The 19,258-nt window shown below is 55.4% G+C and carries 21 protein-coding genes and 1 tRNA gene; 6 read left to right on the top strand and 16 right to left on the bottom strand.

Translation table 11 applies throughout. From position 1 onward, the window contains the following. Positions 1-27: 27 nt before the first annotated feature. The 4 genes from ACOOFE_RS27445 to ACOOFE_RS27430 form a co-directional block, all read right to left on the bottom strand. The gene (locus ACOOFE_RS27445) at positions 28-537 is read right to left on the bottom strand and encodes a hypothetical protein (RefSeq protein ID WP_420412951.1); all 510 of its coding nucleotides are present in this window, start codon (positions 535-537) and stop codon (positions 28-30) included. 231 nt (positions 538-768) lie between these two features. Beyond that, positions 769-1,329, bottom strand: a complete 561-nt coding sequence (locus tag ACOOFE_RS27440) for a TetR/AcrR family transcriptional regulator (protein WP_420412950.1) — start codon at positions 1,327-1,329, stop codon at positions 769-771. Beyond that, positions 1,326-1,697, bottom strand: coding sequence for a hypothetical protein (locus ACOOFE_RS27435; RefSeq protein ID WP_420412949.1), 372 nt, complete (start codon positions 1,695-1,697; stop codon positions 1,326-1,328). Before ACOOFE_RS27435 ends, ACOOFE_RS27440 begins: the two co-directional genes overlap by 4 nt. Before the next feature lie 504 nt (positions 1,698-2,201). Further along, positions 2,202-2,276: transfer RNA gene (locus ACOOFE_RS27430), tRNA-Gly, on the bottom strand. A 241-nt stretch (positions 2,277-2,517) separates the two neighbouring features. Here ACOOFE_RS27430 and ACOOFE_RS27425 point away from each other — a divergent pair. The 4 genes from ACOOFE_RS27425 (at position 2,518) to ACOOFE_RS27410 (ending at position 5,175) form a co-directional block, all read left to right on the top strand. Next, positions 2,518-3,036, top strand: a complete 519-nt coding sequence (locus ACOOFE_RS27425; protein WP_420412948.1) for a prolyl-tRNA synthetase associated domain-containing protein — start codon at positions 2,518-2,520, stop codon at positions 3,034-3,036. Positions 3,037-3,243: 207 nt separating this feature from the next. Next, on the top strand, positions 3,244-4,188 hold the full coding sequence (gene trxA, locus ACOOFE_RS27420; RefSeq protein WP_168206518.1) for a thioredoxin: 945 nt from the start codon (positions 3,244-3,246) through the stop codon (positions 4,186-4,188). A 90-nt stretch (positions 4,189-4,278) separates the two neighbouring features. Then, positions 4,279-4,956: an LON peptidase substrate-binding domain-containing protein gene (locus tag ACOOFE_RS27415; protein WP_420412947.1), complete on the top strand. Its 678-nt coding sequence runs from the start codon at positions 4,279-4,281 to the stop codon at positions 4,954-4,956. Between the two features lie 27 nt (positions 4,957-4,983). Next, on the top strand, positions 4,984-5,175 hold the full coding sequence (locus tag ACOOFE_RS27410; protein WP_141184375.1) for a Trm112 family protein: 192 nt from the start codon (positions 4,984-4,986) through the stop codon (positions 5,173-5,175). A 55-nt stretch (positions 5,176-5,230) separates the two neighbouring features. Here the strand turns inward: ACOOFE_RS27410 and ACOOFE_RS27405 are convergent, their stop codons facing one another. Next, positions 5,231-5,527, bottom strand: a complete 297-nt coding sequence (locus ACOOFE_RS27405; RefSeq protein WP_141184374.1) for a YggT family protein — start codon at positions 5,525-5,527, stop codon at positions 5,231-5,233. Positions 5,528-5,753: 226 nt separating this feature from the next. Between ACOOFE_RS27405 and ACOOFE_RS27400 the strand changes: the two genes are divergently transcribed. Beyond that, a complete protein-coding gene (locus tag ACOOFE_RS27400) occupies positions 5,754-6,560 on the top strand; it encodes a MipA/OmpV family protein (protein WP_420412946.1) in 807 nt (268 codons plus the stop codon). A 232-nt stretch (positions 6,561-6,792) separates the two neighbouring features. Continuing rightward, positions 6,793-7,074, top strand: coding sequence for an SCP2 sterol-binding domain-containing protein (locus ACOOFE_RS27395; protein WP_141184372.1), 282 nt, complete (start codon positions 6,793-6,795; stop codon positions 7,072-7,074). Positions 7,075-7,178: 104 nt separating this feature from the next. Here the strand turns inward: ACOOFE_RS27395 and ACOOFE_RS27390 are convergent, their stop codons facing one another. The 11 genes from ACOOFE_RS27390 to modB all read right to left on the bottom strand — a co-directional run bounded on the left by ACOOFE_RS27390 (position 7,179) and on the right by modB (position 19,222). Continuing rightward, positions 7,179-7,826, bottom strand: coding sequence for an MSMEG_1061 family FMN-dependent PPOX-type flavoprotein (locus ACOOFE_RS27390; RefSeq protein ID WP_420412945.1), 648 nt, complete (start codon positions 7,824-7,826; stop codon positions 7,179-7,181). A 156-nt stretch (positions 7,827-7,982) separates the two neighbouring features. Further along, complete coding sequence (locus ACOOFE_RS27385) at positions 7,983-9,584, bottom strand: TRAP transporter large permease (RefSeq protein WP_420412944.1); 1,602 nt, start codon at positions 9,582-9,584, stop codon at positions 7,983-7,985. 4 nt (positions 9,585-9,588) lie between these two features. Then, complete coding sequence (locus ACOOFE_RS27380; protein ID WP_420412943.1) at positions 9,589-10,221, bottom strand: TRAP transporter small permease; 633 nt, start codon at positions 10,219-10,221, stop codon at positions 9,589-9,591. 116 nt (positions 10,222-10,337) lie between these two features. Beyond that, a complete protein-coding gene (locus ACOOFE_RS27375; protein ID WP_420412942.1) occupies positions 10,338-11,345 on the bottom strand; it encodes a DctP family TRAP transporter solute-binding subunit in 1,008 nt (335 codons plus the stop codon). A gap of 257 nt (positions 11,346-11,602) precedes the next feature. Beyond that, entirely contained in the window at positions 11,603-12,826 is a 1,224-nt protein-coding gene (locus ACOOFE_RS27370) for an MFS transporter (protein WP_420412941.1), read from the bottom strand. 2 nt (positions 12,827-12,828) lie between these two features. Beyond that, positions 12,829-13,746: an RNA polymerase sigma factor SigJ gene (gene sigJ / locus ACOOFE_RS27365; protein ID WP_420412940.1), complete on the bottom strand. Its 918-nt coding sequence runs from the start codon at positions 13,744-13,746 to the stop codon at positions 12,829-12,831. Position 13,747: 1 nt separating this feature from the next. After that, the gene (locus tag ACOOFE_RS27360) at positions 13,748-14,182 is read right to left on the bottom strand and encodes a carboxymuconolactone decarboxylase family protein (protein ID WP_420412939.1); all 435 of its coding nucleotides are present in this window, start codon (positions 14,180-14,182) and stop codon (positions 13,748-13,750) included. Positions 14,183-14,266: 84 nt separating this feature from the next. Beyond that, a complete protein-coding gene (locus tag ACOOFE_RS27355; protein WP_420412938.1) occupies positions 14,267-15,601 on the bottom strand; it encodes a sigma-54-dependent transcriptional regulator in 1,335 nt (444 codons plus the stop codon). Positions 15,602-15,605: 4 nt separating this feature from the next. Next, complete coding sequence (locus ACOOFE_RS27350; protein ID WP_420412937.1) at positions 15,606-17,342, bottom strand: sensor histidine kinase; 1,737 nt, start codon at positions 17,340-17,342, stop codon at positions 15,606-15,608. Positions 17,343-17,430: 88 nt separating this feature from the next. After that, positions 17,431-18,528, bottom strand: a complete 1,098-nt coding sequence (gene modC / locus ACOOFE_RS27345; RefSeq protein WP_420412936.1) for a molybdenum ABC transporter ATP-binding protein — start codon at positions 18,526-18,528, stop codon at positions 17,431-17,433. Further along, on the bottom strand, positions 18,515-19,222 hold the full coding sequence (modB, locus tag ACOOFE_RS27340; RefSeq protein WP_420412935.1) for a molybdate ABC transporter permease subunit: 708 nt from the start codon (positions 19,220-19,222) through the stop codon (positions 18,515-18,517). The genes modC and modB overlap by 14 nt, the downstream gene beginning before the upstream one ends. Positions 19,223-19,258 lie beyond the last annotated feature (36 nt).

Raw genomic sequence — 19,258 nt, 5'->3', positions numbered from 1 at the left:
TCAAAGGTTGCCCCAGATCCTGTCGACCTACCGGGTTTCGGGCGGGTAGGTGCGATTGATGGTGCTGTCACCGTCCAGATCCTTCAAATGGCGGAAGAAACTTTCAGCCGCGACCGCCAGGAAGGACACAAGCAACACGCCGATATAGGTGGAATGCTCAAGCAGCTCAGCCCGATCCCCCACAATCACGTCGAAGATTGCGAACCCCAAGAACACAGCGACGGACGCTGCTATCGCAAGGTCTGTCCGATAGGCCGCACCCGGCCTGCCTTGGAAAAGCCGGATACCTGCGACAAGAAACATACCTGCTGCCAGGAATTCAATGATCCCGGCAAAGATGAGCGTTCCAGTTACATAGGCCGGATCGATCGCCAGCCGGTCAAAATACATCGTGAACTTTTCGACACGATGATTGCCCCACCAATGGACAAACCCAACGTCTTGGCGGGCGAAAAACTTATCGAGCCCGTTCAGCAGCCAAAAGCAGAACCAGAACGCGATCACGATTGCGGTAATAGGTTGGCGAAACGCAGCCATATCAAACTTCTATTCAGGAACTCGGTTACATCCGCAATTCTATACAGGAGAGTCCTTGCAACTTGGTTACGCCTGAGCGCATTTGTGCTGATGCCAAGGAGAAAATCTCCGTTTCTAGAGCATCCTGCGTTCAGATGAACGCAGACAAGATGCTCTACCACCTTAAAATCGATCAGCTTTTGGCTGTTCAAGCGGCTCTTACTGAACAGCCCCTGATCTAGACGTTTGATCTTACTGAAAATCGGATTTTCGGCAGTTTTGAACCATCTTGGCAAACCGCTTATCCAAGGCAAGACGGTCTTCAGGTGTCATTTCAGGCCAGACAATCTGAGCCCCGACAAAGGCCGCATATTCGATTTTTGCAATATCCGCAGCCGTCTCTTTATCCAACCCTTGCGCCCGGTATAGATCGAAAATGAAGCTGGTTCTGATCTGATCAACCTGACGGACCACAAGGCGCGCCGTTTCATGAACCTGTGCAAATTGGCGCATGGCCCGCTCAAGATCATGGTCAAGGTGCGTTGCAAGGTTCGCCAGCGTTTGGGCCTGGGTAGCCGGATCGTCCGCCATGGTTTCTGCCGCGACATCCAGGGTGTTTTGCTGTTTCCACGCTTCAACGAGATCGACCAGGTAGGCGTTGTGATCCTTAAAGTGATGATAAAAGGATCCTTTGGTGCGGCCAGCAGTCCGGCAGAGGGCATCAAGGGTGAGTCCATTGATCCCGTCTTTGATCAGCTGGCGGAATCCCAGCGTTATCCAATCGCCTTTTCCAAACCGCTTCTTCTGAGTCATGTGCTCCCGCCCAAAACTCCCATGATCACAATCGGCAGAAACAGCCAGCCTTGTGGCATATTTTTATAGGTTTGACTCTTCGCCACCGGCACCCAGAGACCAAGAAGGCAGTATCCGAGCGTCAATAACGTCGCCGCCCATCCAAGATCGGTGCCGCTTTGCGAATAAGCCGCATAGACAAACATGCCAGAAACAATCGCAAGGGTGATCGTCACAATGTGCCAGCAGTAGTAGCTCGTCAATTTGGGAACCGGGTGCAGATCCTGCGCCTTCAGCAACGGCACAGCGATCGTCCGCCCACCCAAAAACGTATGGATCAAAAACACAGCTGCCGACAGAAAGGCCGCCGCTGCAAAAAAGACGTTCATAGTGCTCACCTCTGTTACATACCATACCTTATGGTATGTTAATCGTCGTCAAAACTGCAAGCGCTATTCATAGCTGCGTCATCAGGTCTCAGTTTCGGAAGGAAATCGTCTCTTCAAAAACTCGGCCGCAAAATCGCGAATTCAATGGTCGCCAAATAAACAAGTTTGTTGAGAGATTATTTCAGGCATCTATTTGAGATCAGACATCAATCCTGGCCCAGAAGACTTGGCGCGAGAAAGCTCAAAACGAAAAAGCAGCGGAACCGATTGACTCCGCTGCGTAAGTTGGCTTGAAGCAGTTACATGCGCGCCTGGTTGGTGAATCACTGACAAATTCGCCATGCGCAGTTTGCACAGGGAAACTAGTATGAGGGAAATAAACTTCCTCTAAAGTTGTACTCTGGAATTATCTCAATCAATTTGAAAATTTTCACTAAATTAGCGCACAAACGAAAAAAGCCAGCTGCATGGTCTGCAACTGGCTTTCGCACCCTTCGGTGAAATTGGAGCGGGCGATGGGATTCGAACCCACGACCCCAACCTTGGCAAGGTTGTGCTCTACCCCTGAGCTACACCCGCATAGTGTCCCGACTGGAGGGCGTGTGCCCCGTCGTCGGTGGCGCAGTATATGGACTAAGCCGAAACAGAATGCAACACCGAATCTGCAGAAAAATTTTAGCTGTCTTTTTGTGGATTTCCGGCTCAATACACCTCTGGAATTGGCGGAATTTGGCTGGTTTCGTGACGGCCTTAGCCTTGCCGAAAGGACGCAAAACGCGTTAGAGAGCTGCCAAAGGACAATTTTTTTTCAGGAAACACCATGCCAGCCAGCCGCGATGAGCTCATGAGCTTCTTTCAGGAATTGGGGATCGACGTAACCACTGTGGATCATGATCCTGTATTCACCGTTGCTGAATCCGGTGACCTGCACGACCGCATTCCAGGCGGGCACACCAAAAACCTGTTTGTCAAAGACAAGAAGGGCCGCCTGTTCCTGATCACCACGTTGCATGACGCAGACATCGATCTGAAGAAAGTCCATCAGATCCTTGGAGCACAGGGCCGGGTCTCTTTTGGCAATGCGGACCTTTTGATGGAAGTTCTTGGAGTAGAGCCCGGATCGGTGACTCCGTTCTCCTTGATCAACGACCGTCAAGACCAGCGGGTAACGGCGGTCTTCGATGCCGCAATGATGGCGCATGATGTTTTGAACTATCATCCGCTCAAGAACGATGCGACCACCTCCATCTCGTCAGACGACCTGATCGCCTTCGCCAAGGCTTGTGGCCACGAACCTCAGATCCTGGCAGTGAGCGCCCAGGCGCAAGCCGCAGAATAAGGCGGCCCATAGACTTCCATTTTGGAAGTCCTTTGAAAGACATTTGTAATCCCCTATCGGCCGCGCCATGTTAGAAGCGGATTCGATGCAGGTGATGGCATCCGATATGTGGCTGAAGTTTTCACCAGCCGAACAGCAAGAGGCAGATCTATGAGCAACGGCGACTACAGCATTGGCGGCCAGGTCGGCGGCGGTTTCGGCGCTAGTATGGGCGGCGGCTATGGTCAAGGCGGTAATGGCGGCGGTGGCGCCGGCGGCAACGGACCGGGCGGTGCAGCTGGCGGCGATCTGATCTTTGATGTCACGACACAAACCTTCATGGCGGAGGTTATGGAGGCCTCCCGGCAGCAACCGGTTCTTGTGGATTTTTGGGCCCCGTGGTGCGGCCCTTGCAAACAACTGACACCGCTGATCGAAGCAGCGGTCACAGCTGCTGGCGGCACCGTGAAGCTCGCCAAGATGAATATTGAGGACCACCCGGAAATCGCCGGGCAAATGGGCATCCAGTCCATTCCGGCCGTCATTGCATTTAAAGACGGGCAGCCGGTCGATGGATTTATGGGCGCCCAGCAGGAAAGCCAGATCAAGGCGTTTATTGAAAAAGTTGGCGGTCCGGCGCAAGCCAACCCGGCCGAAGCCTATCTTGAGCAAGCGCAAGCCTTGCTGGCTGATAAGGACTTTGGGCAAGCCGCACAGCTCTTCGGGGCTCTGATGCAGGCAGAGCCCGACAATGTTCAGGCGATTGCGGGCCTTGCACAGTGTTACCTCGGCGCAGACGATCTGGAGCGGGCCAAACAGGCGTTGGACCTGGCTCCTGAAGACAAACGGACCGACGAAGCTTATATGGCAGCCAAAGCAGCTGTAGATCTGGCCGAACAGGCCGCTTCTCTTGGCGATTTAGCAGGTCTTGAAGAGCGCATTGCCCAGAACCCGGATGATCATCAGGCCCGGTTTGATCTTGCACTCGGATTGAATGCCAAAGGTGCAAAAACAGCGGCTGTCGATCAACTCATCGAAATCGTCCGCCGGGACCGGGAGTGGAACGAAGACGGTGCGCGCAAGCAGCTGCTCCAGTTTTTTGAAGCCTGGGGCTTCAAGGATGAAGCCAGCGCTTATGGCCGGCGCAAACTCTCCGCGGTTCTGTTTGCTTGACGATTGCCTGCTGCCGCCACAGATATGCCGGTAACGGCTGATTGGCGCCAGCATAGCCAAAGGCAATAAAGACAAGCTAAAGGGCCAAAGATGCAGGCAGGAAATGCCATTTATGAAACGATCGCGGATTTGCCGCCTGTTTTACCCGTGTTTCCACTTTCCGGTGCGTTGCTCCTTCCACGAACCCAACTGCCCCTGAACATTTTTGAACCGCGCTACATCGACATGATCGACTCGGCCTTGGCCAGCAATCGTCTGATCGGCATGGTGCAGCCGTCTGCAGGCCGACCGGCCTCTGATCCGGATCATCCGGTTCTGGAAAGCGTCGGTTGCGCCGGGCGCCTCACCGGATTTCAGGAAACCGGAGACGGCCGTTACCTGATCACCCTTCAAGGGGTCACCCGTTTCAAGATCGGCAAAGAGCTGTCGGCTTTGACAAAATTCCGGCAGGTGGAGGTCGATTTTGCGCCTTTTTCCGATGACCTGAAATGTGGAAAAGGCGAAGAAGACGTAGATCGCAACGGTCTATTGAACACGTTGCGGGCATATCTCGACGCCAACAGCCTGGAAGCCGATTGGGATAGTGTCTCTGAGGCAGAAACAGAAGTTCTGGTGAATGCCTTGTGTATGATGTGCCCTTACGGGCCGCAGGAAAAACAGGCGCTGTTGGAGGCTCACGATCTCAAGACACGGGCTGAAACCCTGATCGCGATCACGGAAATGGATCTGGCGCGCTCCGAAAATGATGGCGGAGCAACGCTGCAATAAGCCCTAAAAGCGGAAACGGCATCTTTTATGAATGAAACACCTGACCGGCCAGTGGACCGGAAACTTCTGGAACTTCTTGTGTGTCCAGTCACCAAAACAACACTGGAATACGATGCGGATGCACAGGAGCTGATCTCCCGGACGGCCAAACTGGCCTATCCAATCCGCAATGGCATTCCGATCATGCTGCCGGACGAGGCGCGAAAAATCGAAGAGTGAAAAGACTTCAGAAAAGAAAACCCGGGCGTCGTGCCCGGGTTTTCTTTTTTAGAATTTAGAAACCGCGGAACAGCGGCATCAAGTTGGTCTGAATGATCATCTGAATGAAGATGATGCCAAGCAGCAGCACAACTGGAGAAATATCGACCCCGCCGAGATCCGGCATGAACCGGCGGATCGGCCGCAGTGCGGGTTCGGTGAGATTATAGAGAACCTGCCCAATCATCGCGATGATTTGATTGCGCGGGTTGACAATGTTGAAGGCAAAGAGCCAGGAGAAAATCGCACTGGCGATCACAACATAGACATAGAGTTGCAGTGCGATGAGGATCACGGTGAAAAGGGCTGTCATGGTCCGGTCCGTTGCCTTTATGAGCGGGTGTTGTTCTTCATGTAGCTTTCCGAACTGCCGGCTGCAAGCCGAACCGGGTGTTGCGTGGGAAAACGGCAGATAATTCCCCACTGATAACGCGGTGCCAAAATGCAACAGTTAATCAAAACCCGACTCTCCCGCACTTTGCGTTAGCACTGATCGTGCTATCTTCCGGCCTGACAATTTCCGGTATTGTGTGGACCACATGAAAAAAATCATATCGCGGGCCGTGGTTGCCCTTCTGGCTGGGACCGTTTCCGGAGCAGCTTTTGCGCAGGGCGGCAGTCTGTCTGAACAAGACGCAAACCGCCAGTTTGTGGTCGATCTCGGTGTCGGAGCCATGATCAAACCGCGCTATGAAGCATCGGATTCCTATCTTATTTATCCGTTTCCTTTAATTTCAGTTGGCCGTTTCTTTGTTCCAGGCATCGGTCAGGTGGTCGACGGACGCCGGCGCAGCGGTGTGTTTTTCTACCCCTCATTTGGGTTTGTCGGCTCGCGCGAAGCAAGCGATACGACAGATTTGACTGGGACCAACAAGATCAACTGGGCCTTGGAATTGGGCCTTGGCGGCGGTTTTCGAGGCGAACACTGGCGTGCCTTTGCAGAACTGCGCCAGGGATTTAATGGTCACACAGGCCAGGTCGGCCAGCTCGGATTCGATGGAATTCTCTATCCAGGAGAAAAGTGGGAGCTGAGCATCGGCCCGCGCGCTGAATTTGCATCCGGCAATTACATGGACACCTATTTCGGCGTGTCCGCTGCAGAAGCTGCGGCCAGCGGTGGCCGTTTGACCGCATACGATCCAGGCGGAACTGGTTTCAAATCTGTCGGGCTTGCTGCACGCGTCAGCTATGACTGGAACGACGATGTCCGGCTCCATCTGCAGGGTGGCTATGAACGCCTGATCGGCGATGCGGCCGACAGCCCGATTGCCAAGATTGGCAGCGAAGACCAGTTCAACATTGGTTTGGGCGTGACGTACCGCTTTGCCTTCGATGTTTTCAAATAAGCTGGGCTTACTCAGTCTCATTGGCTTTTAAGACACGGGGTCCAATGGCCCCGTGTTTTTTATTGGCGAACTGATGAAAAGCGGAGAGTATCTGCGCAGGTTTGTATTTTGCATCGTCAAAATTTGGCAAAGAAGTCTTCAAAAGACATTTTGAGCTTGACGATTACGTAAAGGGCATGCTTCAAGTGAAGCAACGAGAGGCTAGCGCCTCAACCAAATGGGAGAAAATTCTATGTCCTTGGAACAGCTCACCAACGACATCCGCGACAAGGTTTCCGGTGGCGGTATCGAAGAAAGCGTGAAATTCGATCTTGGCGATGCCGGCACAATCTTTCTGCAAGGTTCCGACGTCAGCAATGCCAATGACGAGGCGGATTGCACCATCAAGATGACCGCTGAAGATCTGGCCGACATGCTGTCCGGAGACTTGAACCCGACTGCAGCATTCATGGGCGGCAAGATGCAAGTGGAAGGCGACATGAGCGTTGCCATGAAACTGGGCAGCGTCGTCTAAACCGACTTCTTCCAAAAAGAAGCAGATACCTCGCAGCCGGTCTCTTCGGAGGCCGGTTTTTTTGTGCGCCCGCCATCGGCAGTCAAATGGTCTGGCTCATCCTGTCACCAGAGATCAAGTTCGCCTTTTTGTTTGAGTGTTTCAAACCACTCTTCCGGACTGAGGCCGATTTGGGCGTGTTTGACCATCGCTTCATTCATGTCTGCAAGGCCGGTTACATCTAGCCAGGCGTCGGGCTGCCAGAGGCCAGAACGAAACACGCATTTGGGACAATGCATGAAGACAGACGTCACGTGAACGGCCAAAGCCAACTTTGGAGAACGACCCTGAACTTCAAAGCTTTTCAGGAGCTTCGGGTCACGGGTCAATTTTCCTTCGCCGCGAACACGAAGGGTCTCTCCCCGTCCTGGCAGAAGAAACAGCAACCCCACGCGCTGATCCTTAAGAAGATTGTGAAACGTATCGAGACGGCGGTTGCCCGGACGATCCGGAATGGCCAACAGCGATGGCGAGAGGACTTTTACAAAGCCGGCCGCATCCCCTTTTGGCGAGATGTCGATATGGCCACCCGGATTGGCAGAGGCGACAAAACAAAAAGGGGACCGGGAGATAAAATCACGGCAAATCTCGTCGAGGGCGGGCAATTCCTTGGCCACAATTTGCGGAAGGGGATGCCCCCCGATGGTCTCCAGCTCTTCCGGGGTGGTGATAAATTCAGTCAGCGATGAAAATGGATCTGTTGAGGACGGCATTCGCTGCTCCTAGCTTCAATACGGAGATCATTATCTTCAAATCCGGCGGTAAAGCGATCACGCTCTTTCAAATAATGGGCACGCCATCACTCAACAAAGGAAAACGGCGGGCCTGAGCCCGCCGCTTAAAGCGTTATATTCAGTATAACGTTGGATCTAATTTGTGATGATCTCCGGACCCATCAGCATATACGGCAGCCATGTGGAGAGCGCCGGGACGTAGGTCACCAGGATCAAGAACGCCAGCAATACCAATACAAACGGTGCGGCCGCTTTCACCACCTGAACCAGACTCATGCCCGTTATACCGGATGTCACGAAGAGGTTCAGACCGATCGGCGGGGTGATCATGCCGATTTCCATGTTCACGACCATCAAGATACCCAGGTGGATCGGATCCACTCCAAGCTCAAGACCGATCGGGAACACCACCGGCGCAACGATCAAGAGCAGACCCGACGGTTCCATGAACTGGCCGCCGATCAACAACAGGATGTTGACCGCGATCAGGAAGGTGAACCAGTTGAAGCCGGCTTCGACCATCCAGTCGGTAATCACCTGCGGAATCTGTTCGGCCGTCAACGTGTGTGCAAAGAGCAGCGCGTTGACGATGATGAACATCAACATGATGGTCGTCTTGGCCGAATCCGTCAGAACCTTCTTGGTGTCTTTGTGGAACAATGCCGGTAGAAATTTCCAGCCGATGATTGCAAGGTTCCGACCCCAGACCTTCCCACCTGCGGCATAGGCCGGCGTGAGCTGGGCCGGGCTGATGCCAGCGCGCAGCAGCGGATAGGCGACAAGGGCAACAAGAAGCACCACAAGGCTATCCCAACCGAACATCGCGGTCCGGTCGGTCACACCATAGGCAATGCCAGACCAGGCCAGCATCAAGACGACCGAATAGGTGATCGCCTTGAAGCCAGTAAGCGCCAGCGGGCTATCACTTTCCTCGACCCAGCCAATACCTGAAAGCGGACCCATGTCACGATAGACAAAGAGGGCGATCAGGCAGGCATAAACGGCGGCCACCGCCGCAGCCTCCGTCGGGGTGAAGATGCCGAGATAGATCCCGCCGAGGATAATGACCATCAGGAAAAGGCCGACAGCAGCTTCTGACAAGGCGCCCCAGATTTCCTTGAACCCCGGCCACGGCTGTGCGGGCAAGTTCTTGACCCGCGCCATGATGTAGATGGCGATCATCAGCATCAGACCGGCGATGATGCCGGGGATAACACCCGCCAAGAACATACGCCCGACGGAAACGTTGGTGGCAGCAGCGTAAACGACCATCACGATGGACGGCGGGATCAGGATGCCGAGAGTACCCGCGTTGGCGATAACACCAGCTGCGAATTCCTTGGTGTAGCCCGCCTGACGCATGCCGGCGATAGCAATGGTGCCGATGGCGACCACCGTTGCCGGAGACGACCCGGAGAGCGCTGCGAACAACATACAGGCGAAAACACCCGCGATCGCAAGGCCACCCCGGATCGAGCCGACCGTCGCAATCGAAAATCGGATGATCCTACGGGCAACACCGCCGGTCGACATGAAGCTGGAGGCCAAGATGAAGAACGGGATCGCCAGAAGGGTGAAGTTCTGCGAGGCGTTGAACAGCTGCACAGCCACGGAGCTCATGGAATCGTGACTAAAGAGCGCGATGTAAAGAACGGCGGAGAGGCCAAGTGAGACGGCAATCGGAACCCCGAGGAACAAAAAGCCGAAAACGAAGAAAAATAGGAATGCGGTTTCCATCGGCTCAGTCCTTCAAGACGTCTTTGTTTTCCGCCACCAGCTCTTCTGCCTCGTGGGCAGCGATGATGGCGTCTTTTTTGCCCATGAGGATCAGGACAAAAGCCTGGGCCGCGCGGAAGGCAAGCAGGAGAAGGCCAATCGGCAGAATGATGTAAGGGATCCAGCGCGGGACACGCTCCTTCACATCAAACCATTCCTGGATGAACACCGGCCATTTCAGATCTTCCATGCCGATGGGCAGCTTGTAGAACTTCGCCACATAAGCGTAAGCGCCGCCGGTGGATCCTTTGTGGTCCAAGCCAAACAGCGATCCGAACCATGTCGCATCAAACAGCAGAAGCGCATAAAGGACCGTCAGCGCTGCGCCCAGGAGGGCGGCGAGACGGAACAGCGGACGCGGCAGAAGATTGATGACAGCGTCCACGCCGAGGTGAGCGCCGATCTTGAGCCCGTAACTCATACCGAAAAGGATGAGCCAGGCGAACAGAACGCGGGTGAGTTCCAAAGCACCGCCCCAGCCGGAGTTGAACCCGTATCTGGCGACCACCTGGCTGAAGGTGACGATGGTCATCAGCGCCAGGATGATGGCGATGATGTTTTCTTCCAAAGAATCGACAAACCGTCCGACGCGGGACATGCAAGCCTCCCCATAACCTGCGCGATCAGCGCCGGCTTCCAGCCGCTTTCATGCGGCAACTGATTTTTGAAAACGAAAAGTGTGACCGGGCTGTGCCCGGTCACGATGAGCCAGGATTAGCTGGCTTGGTTGGATGCAACCGCAGCATCGATCACGTCCTGACCGATGTCGTCTTTAAACTTGCCCCAAACCGGCTTCATGGTGTTAACCCACTCGTCGCGCTGCTCAGGTGTCAGCTGACGGACAACACCGCCATTTTCGATGATCTTGGCTTTGTTCTGAGCGTTGATCTCGGTGGAACGGTTGTTGTACTCGTCTGCAACTTCGTTGAAGATCTTCAGGAACTGATCACGGGTACCAACTTCCAGGCTGTCTAGCCATTCTTGAGACGTCACTGCCAGGTAGGTCAGCAGCTGGTGGTTGGTTTCAGTGGTGCCGTCCTGAACCTCAAAGAACTTCTTGGTGTAGATGTTGGACCAGGTGTTTTCCTGACCGTCCACAACACCGGTCTGCAGCGCGCCATAGACTTCTTTGAACGCCAGTTTCTGAGCGTTTGCACCCATGGCTTCAATCATGGCAACCGCAACGTCAGAAGTCTGAACGCGGAATTTCAGGCCTTTGGCATCTGACGGAACTTCCAGCGGCTTGTTGGCAGAGAACTGCTTCAGGCCGTTAAAGACATATCCGAGACCTACAAAACCGTAGTCGGACATAGCACCGAGCAGTTCCTGACCTTTTTCACCCTTGGTGAATGTGGTCACTGCTTCCATGTTGGAGAACAGGAACGGCAGATCGAACAAGCGGTATTTCAGCGTGTAGGATTCGAACTTGGAAAGTGACGGGGCTGCCAGCTGAACATCGCCGAGCAGAAGGGCTTCCATCACCTTGTTGTCGTCAAACAGCTGCGAAGACGGGAACACCTGCATGCAGGCCTTACCATCCATTTCCGCATTGATGCGATCCGCCAGAGCAGAGGCCATTTCACCTTTCGGGTGACCTTGCGCGGACACAACGTGGCTGAACTTGATGACGATTTCGCCGTCGCCACATTCATCAGCGGCATAAGCACCAGATGTCATGGCGAAAGAAGCCGCAGCAGCAGCGGCAATAACAAACTTTTTCATTGGATGTCCTCCCAGACATTTCTCAAAAGACAGCCGTTGTGGCTGGACAGCGCAAGGCGCGGGTCGCAGCATTAACAGCAAAGCCTGTGCCAACTTCCAGAAACTGGCAAAAAATGGCCAAAACCAGTCGGTGAGAATGCAATGATTTGCCGTATAGGAAATCGGATGATTAAGATTCTGGGTGGAAAGCGACACATGGTAAACTACCGATGGGTCGGTTTCGACACATCGGCAGCTGCAACATCGTTTTTCTGAGATTAGGCGTCTTCCGCTATCGGTGCAGGCGTACCTTGAAGGGCATTCAAGACCAGAAAGCCCAAGCCAGCAGCCAAAATTGCGGTCAAAAACGGTCCTTGCGGGGCATAACCAGCCAGAAGACCGCCGATGATTGCTGAAATCGCCGCCGCAGCAACAGTAATCGACCGGTAGAGGCCCATAACTTGGCCCTGTTCACCCGGACCTGCCCGATCGGAAGCAATCACCGATGTGGCTGTCTGGCCGAAATTGATCCCTACACAAATGATGCACACGGGAAGGGCGAGCCCAATCAGACTGTCCGGGATCAGAAAAAGTGCTGTGCCGCCTGCAAGCAATCCAAGGGACAGGTACGCCATTTTCACCGGTCCGATCTTCTCGTTGACCTTGCCGGCGACCAGCCCTGAGGCGATCAACGGCGCGGATATCAAAGCTGTCAAAACGCCCAGCAAGGCCGGTTGAGTGTCAAAAACCTGGACGAAATAGACAGCTGAGAAATCAAAGAAGATCATGATCGCCCAGAAGGTCGCAAAGGTCAGCGCAAAAACTGGAACCAGTGACCGGTCTGTCAGAGCTGCGCGCAGACTTCTTGCAGGTGCTGTCTGTTTGTCTGCCTGTCTAGCCGGAGACAGAAATACCATCACCATTACCGCATTTGCGCCAAACACCGCGGCTCCGCACCAGAACGGCAAGGCCACATTGAACATGGGATGAAGCGCTGAATCCGACAACAAACCACCTGCGATGGGACCGATGATGAAACCGACATCAATCGCAATGCCGATATAGGCAAAGTTGCGAGCCTTGGTGCGCGGAGAACTGATGTCGGACGCGATCGATTGGACGATGGCCAGACTGCCCTCGGCGACACCGGTGAAGAGCCTGCCAATCAGGATCAACGCGATGGATCCGGCTGCCACACCAAAGGCAAGGATCAGAGCGCCCAGTGTTGTCAGCCAGAGGCAGGCAACCAGCACCGGTTTGCGTCCGTATTTGTCCGACAGACGGCCTAGGAATGGGGCGCCGATCATCTGACCCAGCGGATAAAGCGCCATCGCCACCCCGAGAAGCACAGTTCGGGTCACGGTACTCATGTCAGCTGTGACGATGCCGTGGGATGGATCCAGAAAGATGTGGCTGAAAATCGGGAAGGGAAGAGAAAAGCCGATCCATCCCGTCAGCGTCGTCAACAGGACGACACTCAAGGTTTTCCGTTCTGTCGACATGCTCAGTTGACCTTTAGTTCTCCACTGCCAGCCTCATGCCGGGCGAGCGTCATGAAATGCCGGAGCTTTTCCGGATTACGCATGATGAAAATCTGACGGGCTTTTCCATCTTCACCGAACTCGGCGGTCAAGACAGCGGTGATTTCGCCATTCTCAGATGCGATCAACCCTTGCCGACCGTTGATCTCCGCTGTGTTCAAGTCATACCCAGGCCATGCTTTGCAGAGAACCTGACGCAGAAAGATCTCGATCGTTTCCCGGCCGCTCAGAATCCGGAGTGCCGCCCGGACTTTGCCGCCGCCATCAGTGTGCAGCTCAATGTCTTCCGACAGCATGCTACTGAGTGTTGTCAGCGAGCCAGTGCGGATCGCATTTTGAAAAGCGGACAAAAGTTCGCTCTGCCGTTCTTCGCTGGGCACATAGCGTGCACTGTCCTTGCCAATGACCCGGCCGGCCCGGGATACCAGCTGACGGCAAGCCGATTCAGAAAGATCCAGTGTTTCAGCGATTTGATTGTACGGGTGATCAAAGATCTCGCGCAGCAGATAGGCAGCCCGTTCTTTCGGGCTGAGCCGCTCCAAAAGCAAAAGAAAAGCCGTGGTCAAAGAAGACGCCAATTCAAGCCGTTCCTCTGGGCCCGCGACCGTTTCGGTCTGTAGGGGTTCCGGCAGCCATGGACCGACATAGTCGACCCGCTGACGTCCAGCGGACTTCAAGATGTCGAGACAGCGGTTGGTACAGGCCGTTGTCAGCCAGCCATCAGGATTGTGGATCACGCCGGCATCCGTATCTTGCCAGCGCAGGAAGGTATCTTGAACGGCGTCTTCCGCATCCGCCCAAGATCCAAGCAGGCGGTAGGCCAGCCCCAATAGGCGGGGCCTGGCCTGTTCAAACCTGTCGAGTTTGTCGTGCTCACTCATATCAATAGTTCGAAATTTGAACCCGGTTCCAGAGATTGATCATACCAATGGCGGCCGTCAGCAGGCTGATTTCATTTTCCGAAAAATGCTGTCTGAGGTTCGCGCGCAGCGGTCCATATTGCGTTTCAGAATTTGCATAGGTTAGCGCTTCGGCCCAGGCAAAAGCAGCCTTTTCTTTTTCACTGAAGTCAGAAACATGACGCCAGACGATCAGACGCTCGAGCCGTTCGCTGGTTTCCCCTGCCTCGTGAGCTTCCTTGGTATGCATTTTGACGCAAAAGGCGCATTGGTTGATTTGGGAAACCCGCAGATCAACAAGATGCTGAAGCTTGGCTTCCAGTCCCTCCTTCACGAAGGAAGCGGAGACACCGCCAAGGGTCTGGGCAATCGCCGGAATTTGCTGATGATGATTTACAGGTGCAGTTGCTGCAGTCATTTCAAATACCTCGTTTAGATCGAATAGGTTCGATACAAAGGTGACGAGGCAGCTTTTCCGGCTGTGACATGCAGTAGAATTTTTTTAGACCGACATCATGTCTTCTTTTTCCAGCCCGTATTTGCGCATCTTTTCATAAAGCGCCTTCCGGGAGAGCCCGAGGGTTTCATAGGTCGGTTTGATGGCGCCGTTGTTGCGTTTCAGCTCCGCGGCAATCAATGTCTTTTCATAAGAGGCCACTTGCTCGAACAAGGTGGCTCCGGGGCCTGCTTGCTGCTCGGGATCCTGTTCCAAGCCAAGGACAAACCGGTCGGAGACATTGCGCAGTTCCCTGACGTTCCCCGGCCAATCCCGTGCCATCAGGCTGGTCATATAGCTGTCGGTGATGTCCGGGATCTCACGCCGGTAGCGGGCCCGGGCCTCGATCGCAAGATGACGGAAGAGCAGCGGAATATCTTCGAGACGATCGCGCAGCGGCGGTATCTCAATATTGACCACATTCAAACGGTAAAACAGATCCAAACGGAAGCGGCCCTCCCGGCCAGCAGCTTCCAAGTCATCCTTGGTAGCGGCGACAAAGCGGACATCCAGCTCAATCGCCTTGTTTGAACCGAGTCGCTCAATCGTGCGGGTCTCGATCACGCGCAGCAGCTTGACCTGAAGATCGAGCGGCATGGATTCAATCTCGTCAAGAAAGACGGTGCCGCCGTGCGCATGTTCAAGCTTGCCAATCCTTTGGCCACTGGCCCCGGTAAAGGCGCCCTTCTCGTGACCAAAAAGCTCCGATTCAATAATTTCAGCAGGTAAGGCCCCGCAGTTGAGGGCAACAAAAGGTTTTTCCTTGCGCGGGCCTTCGTCATGGAGTGCACGGGCAACAACCTCCTTGCCCGATCCAGTTTCGCCCAGGATCAAGACATCGGCATCGGTCGCTGCCAATGCGGACACATTCCGGCGCAGCAAATCCATCGCCGGAGTCCGGCCGACAAGGCGGCTTTCCAATCCGGTGCGATCCGCCAGCTCTTCCCGCAGCTTGCGGTTTTCCAGAACCAAACGGCGTTTATCGAGCGCGCGTTCAACCACGGACGCCAGATGCGACACGGTGAAGGGCTTTTCCATAAAATCATAAGCCCCGGCGCGCATGGCCTCCACCGCAAGCGGAACATCTCCATGCCCGGTGATCAGAACGACGGGCAGAGCCGGATCGATCTCAAAGGCCTGTTTCATGACCGTAAAGCCATCGGTCCCCGGCATCCGGATGTCGCTGACCAAGACACCGTAGAAATCACGGTTGATCCGTTCCAGAACGTTTTCCGGTTGGCTGGAAGCAAAGACGTCCTGGCCCGATAGTTCCAAGCCCTGCGTCAAGGACGTACGCAGATCGTCTTCATCGTCAATCAACAGGACTGTGGCCTGATCCATTCGTTTATTCCGCTGCCAATAATGTCTCATCCGCAAGCGGCAGGCTCATGGTGAAAACGGCCCCGCCGTCTTCGTGATTGTCCGCGCTTAACGACCCAGAGAAGTCATGCACGATCTTGTAAGCAATGGATAGACCCAGGCCGAGGCCGGCACCTACGTCTTTGGTGGTGAAAAAGGGATCGAAGATCTGCGGCAGCACATCTTCACTGATGCCGGTGCCATTATCGCGAACGCTCATAACCGCCTTGCCACCGACCTGTTCCAGCGTCAAACACACTGTCGGCTGAGCCTCTGTGCTGACAGCATCGAGAGCGTTGGCGAGGAGATTGATGACCACTTGTTCCAGCCGGATCCGGCCACCGCCAACAATCAGATTCTCCTCCGGCAAGTCAATCACCAGGTCGACCTTGGTCTGTTTGATTTGCGGCTGCAGCAAGAGCATCGCCTCATCGACCACCTGGCGGAGTGAGACAGGTTTGATGTCCGTACCTGATTTCCGGGTGAAGCCCTTCAGTGTTTTGGCGATTTCCGCCATCCGGCTGACCATACCGCCAATCCGGGTGAGGTTGCCCTTGGCCTCATCTGCCCGTCCCCGGTCGATCAGCATTTCGGCAATTTCCGCGTCCGATCGGATCGCGGCGAGCGGTTGATTGTATTCATGGCTGAGCGCGGCGGACATTCGGCCAAGCGTTGCCAATTTGGCGGCTTGGACAAGCTCCGCCTGCATCTGGCGCAAATCGGCTTCGGCCTGGAGCCGTTCAGATACTTCCTGTTCCAACTGCCTGTTAGCGGTGCGCAATTCGGCGGTCCGCGCTTTAACGCGCCGTTCCAGACGAAGTGCGGCCGCCTTGTCGCGTCGGATCTGACGATCCAGCTCGCGGCGCCGGAAGGCAATCAACCACAGGACACCAGCCGCGATCACGCAGACCAGCAGCGCAATCAACATGGCCCAGCCGGATTGCCGGCGAGCAGATTCCACATCTGCGAAGGTTCGAACCTGCCATCCTAGCACCGGCAAACTGGCCGCAAGCTCCATATGCACAGGCCGTTGACCTGCTGTCGGCAACAAAAGTGCGAGACGGTCAAGAAGCGTCAAATCTGCAGCGTTGCGTGTCAGGTCCAAAGAGGCAAATCCCTTGTTGCGCCAATTAGGAACGTTGCTGACAACCACGCGGCCTTTGCCATCGACCGCCACAATCGGATCCTTGCTGAGTGCCCAGGCTTGTTCGACATCGCCCAGGCTGACCCGGACCGCAAGCACACCGGCCAGTTCATTTCCGCTGCGGAGCGGCGACGCGAACACATAACTGGCCGGAACTTCCGGTGTGCCTGGGATCAATTCCCGGCCGAGCTGGCCTTGTGTTGCCTGATAAAAGGCATCCGGGATCATCGAACCGCCACCGATAGCACCGCTGGGCACATTGTCCCGGCTGCTCAAAAGTGTACGGCCGCCTGGATCCATCAGCCAGATTTCCTCTGCGCCCGACATCCCGGCGGTCACGGAAACGATGTTCCGGTCGAATTCAGTGCCTTCACCAGCAACCATACGGCCGGTTTCCGGTCCACGTGCCAGGAGCGGAGACAGGAGTCTGAACTTGTCCAACAGCCGCTCCAGCACAGCTGTCTGAACGGCCAAATTGGCGTCAGCGCGCGTTTCGATTTCCGCCAGAGTGAACCGCAAACTGGCCAAGCCGGTCAGGAACACAACAGCGAGGCTAACCACAAGTGTGGCCACTGCCATTCCCCAATTCAGCTGGCGCCAGCCGCGGCGTTGATGTGGACGTCTCATGGCACCAGTATAACGAAGGATTTTTGCCGGAAAAGAAACCTCATCCAATCACCGGCGCTCTCTGACGCCGGTCGATGGCAACACTCTTGATCAAGACGGTGACTTCTTTGCCTTCAACTAAGTCCAGATCGGCCGCCGAAGCACGCGTAATCCGGGCACGGATGGTTTGGGCGCCGACAGAGCACAGAATTTCCGCGTAGGGACCGCTTTCTTCCGAAATGCTGCGGATGGAGCCGGCAAGCGCATTGCGGATCGACAGGCCCTTCGGCGGTTCGCTGGCAAGCGCGACATCCCTTGCCCGGATCCGCAGTCGGATCGTTTCACCCGGTTTGGCGCCAAGATCCGGGATCTGGATAACTGGACCGCCGATATCGATATGGGTCAGGCCCCATTTTTCATCGGTGTGACTGACGGTTCCTTCCAAAAGCGCCCCGGCTTCGTGGCGGCCAGTGGCCTTGCCGAGGTCTGTTCTGGCGAGCATGTCAGCCACCGGGCCATAAGCAGGTGTTTGCCCGTCCGACAGGATCACCAGCGTTTGCGACAGGCGGGCGACCTCTTCAATGGAGTGGCTGACATAGAGGATCGGGATGCCAGCCTCGGCGCATAATCGATCGAGATAAGGCAGGATATCATTGCGCCGGGCCTGGTCCAGATTGGCGAGCGGCTCGTCCATGATCAGCAAGCGCGGGTCAGACAAAAGCGCCCGGCCAATCGCGACCCGCTGCCGTTCGCCGCCGGAAAGGGTGGCCGGTTTGCGCTGAAGCAGCGGCTTCAGCCCCAGAAGGTCAACAACTTCATCCATCGACCGGCTGGTTTTACGCCGCCCGGCCCAGCGGGCATAGGTCAAGTTGGAACTGACGCTCATGTGCGGAAACAGGCGGGCGTCCTGAAATACATGGCCAATGCGCCGTGCTTGAACCGCCAGATTGATGTTCTTATCCGCATCAAACAACGTTGTTCCGTTGACGCTAATCCGTCCCGATTGCGGGCGGACCAGCCCGGCAATCATATTGGTAACGCTGGTTTTTCCCGCACCCGATTGCCCGAACAGCGATGTAACACCACCTTCGCTTTGAAACTTGGCGGTGAGCGGCATATCGCCGACGCGGCCGGTGATGTCGACATCAAGCATCCGCACCTCCCAGCCGTTTTTTTAGGCGGCGTGCGAGCATTTCCGAAGCGATCAGCGCGCCGAAGGCGACGCAGGCGGCGATGATGGTCAGCCGGTAAGCTGCCAGATCTCCACTTGGGCTTTGGGTGGCTGTATAAAGCGCCAGGGCGAGCGTGCGGGTTTCACCAGGAATGTTGGAAACAAAAGTGATCGTCGCGCCAAATTCCCCCATGGCTTTGGCAAACCCGAGGATCGCCCCTCCCAGAATCCCTGGGAGTGCAAGCGGCAGAGTGACGGTTAGAAAGATGATCATACGCCGGGCGCCGAGGGAGCGGGCGGCATCTTCCAGCTTCGGATCCACCGCTTCAAAGGACAATCGGATCGGCCGGACCATCAACGGAAAGGCCATCACGCCTGCGGCCAGCGCGGCGCCAGTCCAGTTGAAGGCAAAGCTGATGCCGAAGGTTTCTCTTAAAAAAGATCCTGCTGGACCGTTCCGGCCAAAGGCGAGCAATAATACATAACCAGTTACCACAGGAGGCATAACCAAGGGCAAATGCACCAGCGCATTGACAATGCCATGTCCCGGAAACTGAGTGCGGGCAAGGCCATAGGCGGTCAGAATGGCCAATGGCAATGCGACAAGAAGCGCTGCTGCTGCAACCCGTAAGGTAAGAAGAAGCGCCTGCCATTCCGCAGGCTGAAGAGTGAAATAATCCACGCGCGCTCTGATCGTATCCGGCTCCTCCCACCCTCC

The sequence above is a fragment of the Roseibium sp. genome (genome assembly GCF_965216085.1).
GTDB lineage: Bacteria > Pseudomonadota > Alphaproteobacteria > Rhizobiales > Stappiaceae > Roseibium.
This window is presented reverse-complemented; position numbering and strand designations above follow the sequence as displayed.